The organism is Cellulomonas sp. C5510 (assembly GCF_019797765.1).
Lineage (GTDB): Bacteria > Actinomycetota > Actinomycetes > Actinomycetales > Cellulomonadaceae > Cellulomonas.
The window spans coordinates 2,286,175-2,302,023 of sequence record NZ_CP081862.1; the positions used below are offsets into that span (position 1 = coordinate 2,286,175).

At 75.4% G+C, this 15,849-nt stretch carries 10 protein-coding genes; 4 read left to right on the forward strand and 6 right to left on the reverse strand.

The window, feature by feature from the left end:
* Window positions 1-64: 64 nt before the first annotated feature.
* Together K5O09_RS10685 and gndA are read right to left on the reverse strand one after the other, a co-directional pair.
* A complete protein-coding gene (locus K5O09_RS10685; protein ID WP_255595237.1) occupies window positions 65-1,336 on the reverse strand; it encodes a hypothetical protein in 1,272 nt (423 codons plus the stop codon).
* Window positions 1,333-2,775, reverse strand: a complete 1,443-nt coding sequence (gene gndA / locus K5O09_RS10690; protein WP_222169541.1) for an NADP-dependent phosphogluconate dehydrogenase — start codon at window positions 2,773-2,775, stop codon at window positions 1,333-1,335. Before gndA ends, K5O09_RS10685 begins: the two co-directional genes overlap by 4 nt.
* Before the next feature lie 112 nt (window positions 2,776-2,887).
* Here gndA and K5O09_RS10695 point away from each other — a divergent pair, with 112 nt between their 5' ends.
* From K5O09_RS10695 to K5O09_RS10710, 4 genes are all read left to right on the forward strand, one after another.
* A complete protein-coding gene (locus K5O09_RS10695) occupies window positions 2,888-3,469 on the forward strand; it encodes a DUF3000 domain-containing protein (protein ID WP_255595238.1) in 582 nt (193 codons plus the stop codon).
* Window positions 3,470-3,887: 418 nt separating this feature from the next.
* On the forward strand, window positions 3,888-4,316 hold the full coding sequence (locus tag K5O09_RS19555) for a LuxR C-terminal-related transcriptional regulator (protein WP_222169543.1): 429 nt from the start codon (window positions 3,888-3,890) through the stop codon (window positions 4,314-4,316).
* Between the two features lie 73 nt (window positions 4,317-4,389).
* Window positions 4,390-5,640 (forward strand): HRDC domain-containing protein, encoded by a 1,251-nt coding sequence (locus tag K5O09_RS10705; protein WP_222169544.1) that lies wholly within the window; start codon window positions 4,390-4,392, stop codon window positions 5,638-5,640.
* A gap of 102 nt (window positions 5,641-5,742) precedes the next feature.
* Window positions 5,743-7,971: a 3-hydroxyacyl-CoA dehydrogenase NAD-binding domain-containing protein gene (locus K5O09_RS10710; RefSeq protein WP_222169545.1), complete on the forward strand. Its 2,229-nt coding sequence runs from the start codon at window positions 5,743-5,745 to the stop codon at window positions 7,969-7,971.
* 18 nt (window positions 7,972-7,989) lie between these two features.
* Here K5O09_RS10710 and pflA read toward each other — a convergent pair whose 3' ends face one another.
* The 4 genes from pflA to K5O09_RS10730 all read right to left on the reverse strand — a co-directional run bounded on the left by pflA (window position 7,990) and on the right by K5O09_RS10730 (window position 15,681).
* Window positions 7,990-8,919 (reverse strand): pyruvate formate-lyase-activating protein, encoded by a 930-nt coding sequence (gene pflA / locus K5O09_RS10715; protein ID WP_222169546.1) that lies wholly within the window; start codon window positions 8,917-8,919, stop codon window positions 7,990-7,992.
* Between the two features lie 95 nt (window positions 8,920-9,014).
* The gene (gene pflB / locus K5O09_RS10720; RefSeq protein ID WP_222169547.1) at window positions 9,015-11,282 is read right to left on the reverse strand and encodes a formate C-acetyltransferase; all 2,268 of its coding nucleotides are present in this window, start codon (window positions 11,280-11,282) and stop codon (window positions 9,015-9,017) included.
* A 270-nt stretch (window positions 11,283-11,552) separates the two neighbouring features.
* The gene (gene dxs, locus K5O09_RS10725) at window positions 11,553-13,484 is read right to left on the reverse strand and encodes a 1-deoxy-D-xylulose-5-phosphate synthase (RefSeq protein WP_222169548.1); all 1,932 of its coding nucleotides are present in this window, start codon (window positions 13,482-13,484) and stop codon (window positions 11,553-11,555) included.
* A gap of 130 nt (window positions 13,485-13,614) precedes the next feature.
* The gene (locus tag K5O09_RS10730; protein ID WP_222169549.1) at window positions 13,615-15,681 is read right to left on the reverse strand and encodes a glycogen debranching N-terminal domain-containing protein; all 2,067 of its coding nucleotides are present in this window, start codon (window positions 15,679-15,681) and stop codon (window positions 13,615-13,617) included.
* Window positions 15,682-15,849 lie beyond the last annotated feature (168 nt).

The window sequence follows — 15,849 nt, forward strand, 5'->3', positions numbered from 1 at the left end:
GGCCCCGTCGCGGGCGGCGTGCCTGCGACGGGACCGGGGCGTGCGAGGTCGGTCGGCCCGGGGCTCAGAAGCCCGTGCCGGTGACCTCCGGGTAGTACCGGCGGAACTTGCGCACCTGGTTGAGCGCGGCCGCGAACGCGTACCAGCGCCGGCGCGGGCCGGCGTCGCCGCGGTAGCGCAGCGGGTGCGCCACGCGACGCGACCGGATGAGCGCCCGGACGCGCCCGGCGAGCGCCGGGTCGAGCACGTACCGCAGCAGCAGCCGGTGCGGGAGGATCGAGTACAGCACCTCGGTGTCCACGACGACGGGCTCCACGGCGCGGCCGAGCACGCGGTCCTCCACGAGGAACCGGGCGACGTTCGCCCCGGCGGCGGTCACGTAGTAGTTGTTGCGCCCGATCCGGGGGTTGACCTCGAAGAACCGGTACGACCCGTCACGGGGGTCGACCTTCACGTCGAAGTTGGCGAACCCGACGTAGCCGACCCCGCGCAGGAACGCCGCCGCCTGGTCGAGCATCCCCTGCTCCCTGCTGACCACCATCGCGGCGGGGTTCCCCAGGCCGGACGGCGTGTGCTCCTCGAGCAGCACGTGCGCCGAGCACAGCAGGGTGATCTCCCCGCGGCTGTCGACGTACGCGGTCACGGACCTCATCTGCGTGTCGTCGCCCGGCACGAGCTCCTGCACCACGAACCGGCCGCGGAACCCGGCGTCGCGCAGGGAGTCCCACAGGGCGTCGAGCTCCGACGGGGAGCCGATCTCGAAGACCTTCTGCTTCCCCGGGAACGACACCTCCTGGTAGTCCGCGGAGCTGGCCGCTTTCGCGATCAGCGGGTACGGCACGTCCACCGGCACGGGAGCCCACGCCGGGTCGTCCGCGGCCGCGAAGTCCTGGACGACCGTCCGCGGCACGTCCAGCCCCAGGGAGGTCGCGATCTCGGCGAAGGTCGCCTTGTCCGACAGCCGGTCCAGGAGGTCCTGCGGCAGGAACGGCACCACGTAGTGCGGCTCGAGCTCCGCACGGTGCTGGACGACCACCCGCACGAGCCAGTCGGAGTTCGCGAGCAGCACCAGGCGGCGCCCGGCCTGCTCGCGGGCGACGCGCAGCAGGGCGTCGACGAGCTGGCGGGGGTCGTGGCCGTCGGCGACCAGGACGTTGTCGAGGATGGCCGAGTGCGCGACCGGGCCGAGCGCGGCGCCGCTGACGACGACGCTCCGGACGCCGTACTCCTCGTGGAACGCCCGGGCGAGCGCGTACACGCCGATGTCGGCGCCGAGGACGACGGGCTGCAGGTCGCGCAGCGCGTCGCCCCCGGGCGCGGGGACCGCGGCGCTCACGCGGGCTGCTCGGTGCGGTCGCCGGACCAGTCGGTGTGGAACGTGCCGTCCCTGTCGGTGCGCCGGTAGGTGTGCGCGCCGAAGAAGTCGCGCTGCGCCTGGATCAGCGCCGCCGGCAGCCGCTCGGCCCGCACCCCGTCGTAGTACGCGAGCGAGGACGAGAACGCGGGCACGGGGACGCCGGCGAGCGCGGCCTGCGCCACGACCCGGCGCCACGCGGCGACGCCGTTCGCCACGGCGCCGGTGAAGTACTCGTCGGCCAGCAGCAGCGGCAGGTCGCCGTCGCGCTCGTACGCCTCGGTGATGCGGTTGAGGAACCGGGCGCGGATGATGCAGCCGCCCCGCCAGATGCGGGCCATGGCGCCGCGGTCGATGTCCCAGCCGTTCTCGGCGGACGCGGCGGCGATCTGGTCGAAGCCCTGGGAGTACGCGACGACCTTGGAGGCGTACAGCGCGAGGCGCACGTCCTCGACGAACGCGTCCCGGTCGGCCACCGCGATCGGCGCGGCGTGGGCGGGCAGCGTCCCCCGGGCCGCCGTGCGCTGCGGGACGGAGCCGGACAGGGCGCGGGCGAACGTCGCCTCCGCGATGCCGGTGATCGGCACGCCCAGGTCCAGGCCGTTCTGCACGGTCCAGCGGCCGGTGCCCTTCTGCTCCGCCTGGTCCAGCACGACGTCGACGAACGCCGCCCCGGTCTCCGCGTCCACCTGGGACAGCACCTCGGCGGTGATCTCGATGAGGAACGACTCCAGGTCGCCCTCGTTCCACGTCCGGAAGATGTCGGCGATCTCGGCGGCCGACGCCCCCAGGCCCTGCTTGAGCAGGTCGTACGCCTCGGCGATGAGCTGCATGTCGGCGTACTCGATGCCGTTGTGCACCATCTTGACGAAGTGCCCCGCCCCGTCCGGGCCGACGTACGTGCAGCACGGCACCCCGTCGACCTTCGCGGAGATGTCCTCCAGGATCGGGCCGAGCACCTCGTACGACTCGCGCGAGCCGCCCGGCATGATCGAGGGTCCGTTGAGGGCCCCCTCCTCGCCGCCGGACACGCCCGTCCCCACGAAGTGCAGGCCGCGGGCACGCAGCGCCGCCTCGCGCCGGCGGGTGTCGGGGAAGTGCGCGTTGCCCGCGTCGATCACGATGTCGCCCTCGTCCAGCAGGGGCACGAGCTCGTCGATGACCGCGTCGGTCGCGGCGCCGGCCTTCACCATCACGACGATCTTCCGGGGACGCTCGAGCGAGGCGACGAACTCCTCGGTGGTCACGGACGGCACGAACGTGCCCTCGTGACCGTGCTCCGCGACCAGCGAGTCGGTGCGGGCCTGCGAGCGGTTGTGCACCGCGACCGTGTAGCCGTGCCGGGCCAGGTTCCGGGCGAGGTTCCGGCCCATGACGGCCAGGCCGGTGACGCCGATCTGTGCGGCAGGTGCAGCGGACATGCGCGGGAGCTCCTTCGGGAGGCGGTGCCAGGGCCCCTTCACCCTAGTGGGGGCGCCACCGACCGGCGTGGCTCGCCCACCCTCCGGGCGCCCGCCCCTACGCTCGGCTGCTGTGAGCACCGGCCCCCGTGACGCGCCACCGGAGTTCCTGCGCGCCCTGCGCTCGCTGCGCGGGGTGACACTGCGGCCGGAGGTCTCGCTGGAGGAGGCCCCCGGGCCGACGCGGATCGCCCCGTACACCGCTGCGCTCGTCGCCGAGGTCCGCAGCAGCCGCCGCGACCCCGAGGCGGACGCGCTGGCCACGGGCCGCTTCGTCGTGCTGCACGACCCGGCCGGCCAGGAGGCGTGGGAGGGTGCGTTCCGGCTGGTGACGCTCGTCCGGGCCACGCTCGAGCCCGAGGTCGGTCAGGACCCGCTGCTCGCGGAGGTGGCGTGGAGCTGGTTCTCCGACGCACTGGGCTCGACCGACGTGGACGCGCACGCCGCGGGCGGGACCGTGACCCGCGTGCTGTCCCAGTCCTTCGGGGCGCTCGACGAGCGCCCCGAGCTGTGCGAGCTCGAGCTCCGGGCGTCCTGGACGGCGCGCGAGCCCGACCTGGCACCGCACCTGCGGGCGTGGGGTGTGCTGCTGTGCACCGTCGCCGGGCTGCCCCCGCTGCCCGACGGCGTCGTGGCGCTCGGCCCGCGCCACTGACCCCGCCCGTCCCGCCGGCGGGCGTCCGGGGCACGGGCCACGACGCACCACCGACCGTCAGACCCGCCCTCGCGGCCGACCGGGCGACGGGTCACGACACGCCGCCCGCCCGCGCACGTGACCGGCGTCACGTGACAAGGATCCGCGAACACGACACGATGTCACCCGTTCCGCTCAAGACACGGGCGCGGCGGGCCGATAAAGGGGGCAAGTGATGGACCGTCGAGGGGGCGCTGCAGTGAGCTTCGAGCCGATCAGACAACGGACGGGCGTGCCGAGCGCGCCCGGTTCCGCCCGCAGCGGCTCGTCCGCCCCGGCCACCCCCGGCGCGCCGCCCTCGCGCGTGGCGGCCCTCCCCCCGCAGACCCGCCGACCCTCCGCCCCCGGCTCGGACCCCCGCCGACGCGGTCTCGGCCAGATGTGCGTCGTCGTCACCGAGCTCGGGGAGGGCGACGGGCAGGCCCTGGTCCGCAACCTGCGCCGCCGCGGCTCCGGCCGCGTCATCCTGCTCGCCCGGCGCGCGGGCCGGCGCGACCTCGTCGGCCTGCTCACCGGCGGGCTGCGGGGAGCCGTCGCCACCGACCCCAACGCGGTCGTCGGCCTGCCGGGGGCGGCCCCCGGCGCGGTGCCGTCGCCGTTCGCCCGGAGCCGTCCCGACCTGACGACCCGCGAGCTGTCGGTGCTGCGGCTGGTGGCCGACGGCTTCAGCAACCGCGCCATCGGGGAGGAGCTCGGGCTGTCCGCGCTGACGGTCAAGAGCCACCTCGCGCGGATCTCCCGCAAGCTGGGCACCGGCGACCGCGCCGCCCTCGTGGCGATCTCGATCCGGACCGGCCTGCTGTCCTGACGGTCGCGACGCGGCCCCGTCCCGCAGCGCGGCGTGGCGCGGCGCAGGGGCGGCGACGGCCTACGGTTGACCCATGCAGTCCGTCCCCCAGCCGGCCGGCGACCCGGCCGAGCCCGACGTGGTCCCCCTGACCGAGCCCGCCGAGGGAGTCCCCGCGGTCGTCGACACGCCTGAGGCGTTCGCCCGCGTGGTCGAGGCCTTCGGCGCGGGCACCGGTCCCGTCGCGGTCGACGCCGAGCGGGCCTCCGGGTACCGCTACGGCCAGCACAACTACCTGGTCCAGCTCCGGCGCGAGGGCGCCGGCACCGCCCTGGTCGACCCCGTCGCGCTGCCCGACCTGTCCCCGCTCTCCGACGCCCTCGTCGGAGTCGAGTGGGTGCTGCACGCGGCCTCGCAGGACCTGCCGGCGCTCGCCGAGCAGGGCATGCGGCCGTCGCGGGTGTTCGACACCGAGCTCGGCGCGCGCCTGCTCGGCCTGGAGCGCGTGGGGCTGGCCGCTGTGGTCGCCGAGCTGCTGGGCCTCGGCCTGGCGAAGGAGCACTCGGCCGTCGACTGGTCGACGCGGCCGCTGCCCGAGCAGTGGCTGCGCTACGCCGCGCTCGACGTCGAGGTGCTGGTGGAGCTGCGCGAGGTGCTGGCCGAGCGGCTCGCCCTCGCCGGCAAGGCCCAGTGGGCGGCCGAGGAGTTCGAGGCGGTCCGGCTGGCGCCGCCGCCGGCGCCGCGTGTGGAGCCGTGGCGCCGGGTCTCCGGGGTGCACGCGATCCGCGACCCGCGCCGGCTGGCCGTCGTCCGGTCGCTGTGGGAGACGCGCGACGAGAACGCCCGCCAGCGGGACATCTCCCCCGGCCGCGTGCTGCCCGACGCCGCCATCGTCGCCGCCGCGCAGGCGCTCCCCCGGTCGGTGCCGCAGCTCGTGGCGCTGCCGCAGTTCTCCGGCAAGGGCACCCGCCGCCGCGCCGCGCTCTGGCAGCGCGCGGTCGACGCCGGTCTCGCGCTGCCCGAGGACCAGCTCCCGTCCGCCCGCGGCCCGCGCACCGACGCCCCGCCGCCGCCCCGGGCGTGGGCCGACCGCGACCCGGCGGCCGCCGCACGCCTCACCGCCGCCCGCGCGGTCGTCACGGAGCTGTCGGAGACGCACCGCGTCCCGGCGGAGAACCTGCTGCAGCCGGACCTGCTGCGACGGGTCTGCTGGACGCCGCCCGAGCCCGCGGACGCGGAGCACCTCGCCGAGCGGCTGGCCGCCGGCGGGGCGCGGCCGTGGCAGATCGGGCTGCTCGCGGAGCGGCTGGCCGCGGCGTTCGCGGAGCAGGGCGCCCCGGCGTAGCCCGGCCGCCGGCGCGACCCGGGCGCCGTCCCGCGACAGCGCCGGGGTCCGCGGTTAGGGTCGCGGGTGTTCCGCCGGACACCGACGTCCCTGGGAGACCGCATGCGCCACGCCGCCGAGGCACCGTCCGCGACCAGCTCCGCCGCGCCGTCCGGGCCCCGTGCCGCCCGGACCGGCCCCTCCGGCCCCTCTCGGCCGGGGGCCGCCCCCGCCGACCTCCTCGCGGCACTGCCCGCCGAGCCCGCGGACCACGTCCTGCGGGTGGACGCGCGCGACGTGGCGCTGCCCGACGACGGCGGCGTGCTCGCGGTCCTGACCCTGACGGCCGCGGACGAGCGGCGGCCGACGACACTCGGGCCGCGGGGTCTGGCTGTGCTGCACGAGGCGCTCGTCGCCGTCCAGCGGCGGGCGGAACGCGGCGAGGTCGCCGCCGTCGCGGTCACCGGCCGCCCGGGCTGCTTCGTCGCGGGCGCCGACCTGGGCGTGGCGCGCACGCTGCGCGACCGGTCGGACGCCCGCACGCTGGGGGTGGCCGGGCACGCGACCCTGCGGCTGCTCGGCGAGATGCCCGTGCCCACCGTCGCGTGGATCACCGGCCACGCCCTCGGGGGCGGTCTGGAGCTGGCGCTGCACTGCGACCACCGCGTCGTCGCGGCCGGCGTGCGGTCGCTCGGGCTGCCGGAGGCCTCGCTGGGCATCGTCCCCGGCTGGGGCGGCTGCTGGCTGCTCCCCCGGCTGGTCGGGCTCCCGGCCGCCGTCGACCTCGCCGTGCTGCGCCCGCTCGCCGGGAACCGGCTCACCACCGCCGAGCAGGCGCTCGCGTCCGGGCTGGTGGACGCGGTGCTGCCCGCCGACGGGTTCGAGCGGCACGCACTCGCGTGGACGGCGGGGACGCTGCGCGCCGGCGACGCGGCGCCCGACCGGCGCGGCGCGGCCGTCCCGCCGCTGCCGCCCGGGGAGCCGGACCCGGTGGCCCGGGCCGCGGCCGCGCTGGACGCCCGGCTGCACGGCGCCGCGCCGGCGTACGCGCACGTCCTCGACCTGCTCGCGCGGGCAGGCGCGCGCGACCGGGACGCCGGCTTCCGGGCGGAGGACGACGCCCTCGGCGCGCTCCTGCTGTCCGACCAGGCGCGCGCCGCCCTGTACGCCGCGGAGCTCACCGGCCCGGGGTCGCGCCGGGCCGCGCGCCCGGACGGGCCCGAGGCCGAGCCGCGCCCGGTGCGGTCGGTCGGCATCGTCGGTGCCGGCCTGATGGCGGCGCAGCTGGCCGTGCTGCTCGGGTCCCGCCTGGACGTACCCGTCGCGATGCGGGAGGTGGACGAGGAGCGCGCCGCGGCCGGACGGCGGCGCGTCGAGGAGCTCGTGACGCAGGCCGTGGACCGGGGCCGTCTCGACCCGGACGCGGGTCGCCGGCTCGTCGACCGGGTCCGCGTCGGCACCGACCTGGCGGAGCTCGCCGGCGCGGACCTCGTCGTCGAGGCCGTCACCGAGGTGCTCGACGTGAAGCGCGCCGTGTTCGCCGAGCTGGAGCAGCTCGTGCGGCCCGACTGCGTGCTGGCCACGAACACGTCCGCGCTGTCCGTGGCGGCGATGGCCGACGGGCTCGCCCACCCCGGGCGCGTCGTCGGGCTGCACGTCTTCAACCCCGTCGCGCAGATGCCGCTCGTCGAGGTCGTCGCGGCCGGATCGTCCGACGCGGCGGCGCTGGCCACCGCGGTCGACGTCGCCCGCCGCGCCGGCAAGACCGTCGTGCGGACCACCGACCGGCCCGGGTTCGTGGTCAACCGCGTGCTGCTGCGCATGCTCGCGGACGTCCTCGCGGCGGTCGAGGGCGGCACCCCCGTCGACGTCGCGGACGCCGCGCTGCGGCCGCTCGGGCTGCCGATGTCCCCGTTCGCGCTGCTCCAGCTGGTGGGCCTGCCGGTCGCGCGGCACGTGCTGGTCACGCTGCACGACGAGCTCGGGGACCGCTACCCGCTGTCGCCCGGGCTCGACCGCCTGGTCGAGCAGGGCCGCGCCGTCACGCGGACCGGACCCGCAGGGTCGCCCGAGGTGGACCCGGCCGTGCAGGACGCCTTCGGGCCGGCGACGGGCGGCGGCGGTGAGGCCGTGCTGGACCGGGTCGCCCGCGGTCTGGCGGAGGAGATCGGACTGCTGCTCGACGAGGGCGTCGTGCCCGGACCGGAGCAGGTGGACCTGGCGATGCTGCTCGGCGCGGGCTGGCCGGCGCACCTCGGCGGCATCTGCCCGTGGCTGGACAGGGAGGGCTGGTCCGAGCGGGTGCTCGGGCGGCGGCTGCTCCCGCCGGGCGTCGCGTCCGTGCCGGCGTGAGCGGGGACCGGCAGGGGCTCAGAAGACGGTGAGCCCGCGGTCGCGGAACTGCTGGCGCACGCGGGCGACCAGCTCGGGGCTCGGGGGCTGGGTGTCCTCGAGCTCGTAGGTCATCCCGAGGCTCGCCCACTTGTCGCGCCCCATCTGGTGGAACGGCAGCACCTCCACCCGGGTGACCGTGTCGAGCGTCGCGACGTAGTCGGCCACGGCGTCCACGTTCTCCGGGGCGTCGGTGAGCCCGGGCACGAGCACGAAGCGGATCCAGATCTCCGTGCCGCTCGCGGCGACCCGGCGGCCGAAGTCGAGCGTCGGCTGCAGCTCCCGGCCGGTGGTCTTCTTGTAGGTCTCGGGGATGCCCGACTTCACGTCCAGCAGGACGAGGTCGATGTCCGCCAGCATCTCGTCCGTGCAGTGCGCCCCGAGGTAGCCGGAGGTGTCGATCGCCGTGTGGACGCCGAGCTCCTTCGCACCGCGCAGGATGCGCGCGACGAACACCGGCTGCATGAGGGGCTCGCCGCCGGAGATCGTCAGCCCGCCGCCCGTGACCGCGAACACCGCGCGGTACCGGGCGATGCGGCGCAGCAGCTCCTCGGCGAGCACGGGCTCGCCGCGGCGCATCTCCATCGTGTCGGGGTTGTGGCAGTACAGGCAGCGCAACGGGCAGCCGGCGAGGAACGTGGTCAGCCGCGTCCCGGGGCCGTCGACCGCCGTCACGAGCTCCCAGGAGTGCAGCGAACCGAGCTCGCCGGCCCGCATCTGCGCGAACTTCTCGCTGCGCTCGGCGTCCGACACCTCGAGCCCGGCGGTGCCGGCCGAGGACCGGTGGTGGGACCCGCCGACCACCGGGACGCCGAGCTGGATCACCGGAGCGCCGACGTCGCCGCGGACGTCGCCGGCGTCGGAGGCGGAACCGCAGGCCGGGACCTCGCGCTCGACGGTGCTGGTCATCTCGGCCTCCTCCGGTGGGTCGTGCGGGGTGGTGCGGGGGGCGGGTGCCCGGCCGGGGCTGCTCCCTCGGCCGGGCACCCGGGTCCGCGTGCGGGTCAGAGCCCGCCGTGGAACGTCCGGGACAGCACGTCGAGCTGCTGCTCGCGCGTCAGCCGGACGAAGTTCACGGCGTAGCCGGAGACCCGGATGGTGAGCTGCGGGTACTTCTCGGGGTGCTCCATGGCGTCCTCGAGGGTGTCCCGGTTGAGGACGTTGACGTTCAGGTGGTAGCCGGAGGACACGTTGTACGCGTCCATGAGGCCCACCAGGTTCGCCACCTGCTCGTCCTTGGTGCGGCCGAGGCCCGAGGGCACGACCGTCGAGGTGAGCGAGATGCCGTCCATCGCCTCGGAGTACGGCAGCTTCGCGACCGACATCGCGGAGGCGAGCATGCCGTGCGAGTCGCGCCCGTTCATCGGGTTGGCGCCCGGGGCGAACGGCTCGCCGGCGCGGCGGCCGTCGGGGGTGTTGCCCGTGGCCTTGCCGTAGACGACGTTCGACGTGATCGTCAGCACCGACTGCGTGTGCAGCGCGTTCCGGTACGTCTTGTGGTGGCGGATCTTCTCCATGAAGGCCTTGGTGATGCCCACGGCGATGTCGTCCGCGCGGTCGTCGTCGTTGCCGTACTTCGGGAAGTCGCCCTCGATGACGTAGTCCGTCACCAGGCCGTCCTCGTCGCGCACCGGCGTGACCTTGGCGTACTTGATGGCCGACAGCGAGTCCGCGACGACCGACAGGCCCGCGATGCCGCACGCCATGGTCCGCAGGATCGCCCGGTCGTGCAGGGCCATCTCGAGGCGCTCGTACGCGTACTTGTCGTGCATGTAGTGCACGCAGTTGAGCGCGTCGACGTAGGTCTCGGCCAGCCAGTCGAGCAGCTTGTCGTACTTCGCCGCGACGTCGTCGTAGTCCAGCACGTCGCCCTCGACGGGGGCGCTGACCGGCGCGACCTGCTTGCCGGACACCTCGTCGCGGCCGCCGTTGATCGCGTACAGCAGCGCCTTGGCGATGTTGACGCGGGCGCCGAAGAACTGCATCTGCTTGCCGACCCGCATCGGGGACACGCAGCACGCGATGGCCGCGTCGTCGCCCCAGGAGGTGCGGATGAGCTCGTCGGACTCGTACTGGATCGCCGAGGTGTCGATCGAGACCTGTGCGCAGAACTTCTTGAAGCCCTCCGGCAGCCGGTTGCTCCACAGCACGGTCAGGTTCGGCTCCGGGGCCGGGCCGATGTTGTAGAGCGTCTGCAGGAACCGGAACGACGACTTGGTGACCAGCGGCCGGCCGTCCTCGCCGATGCCGCCGATGGACTCGGTGACCCAGGTCGGGTCGCCGGAGAACAGGGAGTCGTACTCGGGGGTGCGCAGGAACCGCACGATGCGCAGCTTGATGACGAAGTCGTCGATGAGCTCCTGCGCGAACTCCTCGGTGATCGCACCGGAGGCGAGGTCGCGCTGGATGTAGACGTCGAGGAACGTCGAGACCCGGCCGAGCGACATGGCCGCGCCGTTCTGCTCCTTCACGGCGCCGAGGTAGGCGAAGTACAGCCACTGCACGGCCTCGCGGGCGCTGGTGGCCGGCTTGGAGATGTCGTAGCCGTAGGAGGCCGCCATCTGCTTGAGCTCGACGAGCGCGCGGATCTGCTCCGCGTTCTCCTCGCGGTCGCGGATGATGTCCTCGACCGACGGCTCCATGTCCATCTCGTGCCGCTCGAGGCGCTTGCCCTCGATCAGCGCGTCCACGCCGTAGAGCGCGACGCGGCGGTAGTCGCCGATGATCCGGCCGCGGCCGTAGGCGTCCGGCAGGCCGGTGATGATGTGCGAGGAGCGGGCCGCGCGGACGTTCGGCGGGTACACGTCGAACACGCCGTCGTTGTGCGTCTTGCGGTACGTGGTGAAGATCTTCGCGACCTCCGCGTCGACCTCGTAGCCGTAGGTCTCGAGCGACTTCTCGACCATGCGCCACCCGCCGTTGGGGATCATGGCGCGCTTCAGCGGGGCGTCGGTCTGCAGGCCGACGATGAGCTCGTTGTCCTGGTCGATGTAGCCCGGCGCGTGGGAGACGATGGTCGACGGGGTGTGGTTGTCGATGTCGTACACGCCCTTGGCGCGCTCCTCCGGGAACATCGCGCTGAGCTTCGCCCAGATGCCCGTGGTGCGCTCCGTGGGGCCGGCGAGGAACGCCGAGTCGCCCGTGTACGGGGTGTAGTTGCGCTGGATGAAGTCGCGGACATCGATCCCGTCACACCAGGGTCCGGTGACGAAACCGCTCCAGGCACCCGCGGTGGCGTCGGTGCCGGACTGGGGTACTGCGGTGGTGGACATGTGATGCTCCCTCGCTGAGGACGTCGTACTCGTGACGCTATTCACGAGGTCATGGGATGTCTTGGGACCGAGGTCCCAACGCGCGCCCGACCAGCGGGAACGCGGACGTGACGGTGCTCACGTGGGACCGCGGGCGGCCCCCCGGGACCTGTCACGCCACCTGTCCGCCGGCCCCACGCTCCGCGACCCGCCCGTCGAGGGCGCAGTCGGTGCGGGTCCGCGCGCGGGAACCCCGCACCTGCTGCACGCTCGACGCGGCGCGGCGGCGGGTCAGCGCGCGGCGAGGGCCGCGAGGACGTCCCGCGCGATGTCGGGGGCCGTGAGGCGCAGGGACGTCAGGAGCTCGTCGCGGGACGCGTGCTCGAGGAACCGGCGCGGGACGCCGAACGCCTGCACGGGTGTGCCGATGCCGGCGTCCCGGGCGCGCAGCCCGAGCGCCGATCCGATGCCTCCCTCGCGGACGCCGTCCTCCAGGGTGACCGCGTGGTCGTGCTCCCCCACCAGCTTGACCAGGGCGGCCGGTACGGGCAGGACCCACCGCGGGTCCACGACGGTCACGCGCAGCCCGTGGGCGGCCAGCAGCTCGCCGAGCGCGAGGGCGGTCGGCGCCATCGCCCCGACGGAGCAGACCAGGACGGACCGCGCCGCCCGGTCGCCCGGCTCGGCCGGGTCCACCGGGTCCACCGGGTCCACCGGGTCCGCGGTGCCGCCGTGCCGGGCGAGCACGTCGACCCCGTCGACCTCGTCGACGGCCGGGACGGGGTCGGGCAGAGCGCCCTTCGGGTACCGCACGACCGTCGGGGCGTCGTCCACGTCGACGGCGGCGCGCAGCGCGGCCCGCAGCGTGTCGCCGTCACGCGGCGCTGCCAGGCGCAGCCCCGGCACGACGCCGAGCACGGCCAGGTCCCACATGCCGTTGTGGCTGGCGCCGTCGTCCCCGGTGAGCCCGGCGCGGTCGAGGACGAACGTGACGCCCGCCCGGTGCAGCGCGACGTCCATGAGCACCTGGTCGAACGCCCGGTTGAGGAACGTGGCGTACACGGCGACCACGGGGTGCAGCCCGGCGTACGCCATCCCCGCGGCGGTCGTCACGGCGTGCTGCTCCGCGATGCCCACGTCGAACGTCCGGTCCGGGAACTCGGCCGCGAACGGCGCGAGGCCGACCGGGTTGAGCATGGCGGCGGTGAGCGCGACGACGTCGGGACGCCGGTGCCCGATCCGCACGATCTCGTCCGCGAACACGCCGGTCCAGCCGAACCGCGACGGCGCCACGGGCAGGCCGGTCTCGGGATGGATCTGCCCGACCGCGTGGAACCGGTCCGCCACGTCCTGCTCGGCGGGCGTGTAGCCGCGGCCCTTCTCGGTGATCACGTGGACGATGACGGGCCCGCCGAACGCCCGCGCGCGCTGGAGCGCGAACTCGACGTCCGCGACGTCGTGCCCGTCCACCGGGCCGATGTACTTCAGGCCGAGGTCCTCGAACATGCCCTGCGGGGCGACGACGTCCTTGATGCCCTTCTTGAGCCCGTGCAGGGCGTCGTACGCGAGCCGCCCGGGCGGTCCGGACCGCTTGAGGGTGCGCTTGCCCCAGGACAGCACGGTCTCGTACCCGCGCGTGGTGCGCAGGGCGTCCAGGTGCAGCGCGAGGCCGCCGATGGTCGGCGCGTAGGAGCGGCCGTTGTCGTTGACCACGACGACCAGCCGGCGGTCGGTGCCGTCCGCGATGTTGTTGAGCGCCTCCCAGGCCATGCCCCCCGTCAGCGCGCCGTCGCCGATGACCGCGACCACGTGCCGGTCGCCGCGCCCGGCGAGGGCGTCGGCCCGCGCGATGCCGTCCGCCCAGGACAGCGCCGTCGAGGCGTGCGAGTTCTCGACGACGTCGTGCTCGGACTCGGCGCGGCTCGGGTAGCCCGACAGGCCGCCGCGGTGCCGCAGGCGCCCGAAGTCCTGCCGCCCGGTCAGCAGCTTGTGGACGTACGCCTGGTGCCCGGTGTCGAAGACCAGGGTGTCGCGCGGCGAGTCGAACACGCGGTGCAGCGCGAGCGTGAGCTCGACGACACCGAGGTTCGGGCCGAGGTGCCCGCCGGTCCGCGACACCTGGTCGACCAGGAACGCGCGGATCTCGGTGCTGAGCCCGCGCAGCTGCGCGTGGCTCAGGGCGCGCACGTCCGCGGGCGAGCCGATCCGGTCCAGCAGTCCCATCCGTCCACCGCCCCGTCGCCGTCGCGCCGCGCAGGGGGTCCGCGGGCACGAGGGGTCCACGATACGACGCACCCGGCTCCCGGGGCCGCCCACGCGCCGCGCCCGTCCTCAGCAGGGCCTCAGCCCCCGCTCAGAGGGTGCGGACCTCGACCGGCGCGTCGGTCGCGACCTCGGCCCGGCCGTCCGCGCCGACCCGCACCGCGAGCGGCCGCCCGGCCAGGCGGAGCCCCTCCACGGCGACGGCGCCGAGCGGAGCGGGCGCGGGCGGCTGCACGTCGAGGCGCCCGCCGGGGACGTCGGGCCGCAGGCCGAGCGCGGCGCCCAGCACCGACACCGCGGCGGCCGCGGACCACGCCTGGGGCCGGCACGCCGCCGGGTACGGGACGACAGCCGGGACCGTGCCGCGCGGGTCGCCGCCGTACAGCTCGGGCAGCCGGTCGTCGAATCCCTGCGCGGCGGCCAGCAGGCCCTCCGCCAGCGCGGCGGCCTCGCGGGCGTGCCCGGCGCGGGCGAGCCCCTGCACGACGATCGCCGTGTCGTGCGGCCAGACGGCCCCGCCGTGGTAGCGCAGCGGCCAGTAGCCGGCGGAGTCCGTCGACATGGTGCGCAGCCCGTACCCGGAGTCCATGTCCGGGCCCGTCAGACGGGCCGCGACCAGCGCCTCCTCCTCGGCCGTGAGGATCCCGGTGCCGAGCAGGTGCCCGATGTTCGAGGTGACCGTGTCCACGACCTGCTTGTCCGCGTCGAGCGCGATGCCGGGGTAGCGACCCCGCTCGTCCGCGGTCCAGAAGGCCGCCCGGAACCGGTCGGCGAGCCCCGCGGCCCAGGACCGCCAGCGCTCCGCCCCGGGTCGGCCGAACGCGTCGAGCAGCGCCGCGCCCGCCAGTGCCGCCTCGTGCGCGTACCCCTGCACCTCGGCCAGGGCGATCGGCCCGGACGCGAGCTCGCCGGTGCGCCACTGCACGGAGTCGCCCGAGTCCTTCCAGCCCTGGTTCGCGAGCCCGTGGCCGGTCTCGTCGGCGTACTCGAGGAACCCGTCGCCGTCCGAGTCCCCGTGGTCGGACATCCAGGCGAGCGCCTTCTCCATCGCGGGCAGCAGCGCCTCGACCTCCGCGGCCGGCATCCCCCAGCGCCACGCGTCGTGGAGCAGGCACACCCACAGCGGGGTCGCGTCCACCGTGCCGTAGTAGACGGGCGGCAGCACGGTGCCCTCGCCGGGCATCGACAGCTCGGCGCGCCGGACCTCGTGCAGGATCTTGCCCGGCTGCTCCGCGGTCGCCGGGTCGGTCGTCGTGCCCTGCAGCGCCGCCAGCGTGCGCAGGGTGCCCGCCGCGAGCTCGGTCCCCAGCGGCAGCAGCATGCGGGCGGCCCAGATCGAGTCGCGGCCGAACAGCGTGAAGAACCACGGCGCCCCGGCGGCGAGGAACACGTCGTCGGGCGCGAACCGCGCGGACATCCGCAGCGTGGCCAGGTCCCCGAGCGCCTGGTCGAGCAGGGCCGGCAGGCGACGGTCGGCCGCCTCGACGCGCAGCGGAGCCCACTCCGGCTCCTCCCGGCGCGGCGCCGTCACCACACCGCCCGCGTCGGCGACCGTGACCGTCCAGCCGACGACCGCCGGGGTGCCGGTGGTCGCCTCGACGTCCCAGGCCAGGCGGACGGTGCCGTCCGCGGCGACCTCGACGTGGGCGCCCGGCGCGACGACCTCGGCGGTCACCTCGTCGTCGGCCCGCCAGCGCACGCCGCCCGCGACCGGCTCCGCCGCCGGGGGCGCGCCGACCGCGGCGCCCGACTTGATGCGGTCCATCGGCGTGCCGTCGGGCGTGACCTGGACCTCCAGGCGCGCCGCGACGGGTCCGGCCGTCGAGCAGCTCAGCGTGAGGGTCTCGCTCACCGCGCCCGGCGACACCTCGCGGAGGCGCTCCAGCCGGGCCGTGGGGTCCGCTCCGGGGCCGTCCACGGTCCGCGGCAGGAGCACCGCGCGCGCCCGACCCGGCCCGTCAGCGCCCGAGGAGACCGCCTCCGGCACGGCGCCCGAGACGGTGAGCCGGGCGCCGGAGACCACCCGGACGTCGCCGTGGTAGACGCCCTGGGCGCCACGTCCTCCGACCAGGCCGATCTGTCCGTCCCGGTCGGACCACGCCTGCGTCGGGGCGTGCACCGCGACCAGCAGGTCGTGCAGCAGGGGCTGGAGCTCCATGGGGTACCTCGTCGTTCGTCCGGTCGGGCGGGGGTCGGGCGTGGGCCGGGTCGTGCGCAGGAGGTGCCGAGACCTGATCGTGACCCTGCGTCACCGCGCCCCGGCTTGACACGCCCGGGGCCGCTGGCAACTCTAGAGCCCATCGTTTGATCGCTCCAATCCGACTTG

Bases quoted from the DNA above. Each gene is read 5' to 3' on its own strand.
- pflB (WP_222169547.1), bottom strand. From the start codon at position 11,282: ATGTCCACCACCGCAGTACCCCAGTCCGGCACCGACGCCACCGCGGGT.
- gndA (WP_222169541.1), bottom strand. From the start codon at position 2,775: ATGTCCGCTGCACCTGCCGCACAGATCGGCGTCACCGGCCTGGCCGTC.
- pflA (WP_222169546.1), bottom strand. From the start codon at position 8,919: ATGACCAGCACCGTCGAGCGCGAGGTCCCGGCCTGCGGTTCCGCCTCC.
- K5O09_RS19555 (WP_222169543.1), top strand. From the start codon at position 3,888: ATGTGCGTCGTCGTCACCGAGCTCGGGGAGGGCGACGGGCAGGCCCTG.
- dxs (WP_222169548.1), bottom strand. From the start codon at position 13,484: ATGGGACTGCTGGACCGGATCGGCTCGCCCGCGGACGTGCGCGCCCTG.
- K5O09_RS10710 (WP_222169545.1), top strand. From the start codon at position 5,743: ATGCGCCACGCCGCCGAGGCACCGTCCGCGACCAGCTCCGCCGCGCCG.
- K5O09_RS10705 (WP_222169544.1), top strand. From the start codon at position 4,390: ATGCAGTCCGTCCCCCAGCCGGCCGGCGACCCGGCCGAGCCCGACGTG.
- K5O09_RS10730 (WP_222169549.1), bottom strand. From the start codon at position 15,681: ATGGAGCTCCAGCCCCTGCTGCACGACCTGCTGGTCGCGGTGCACGCC.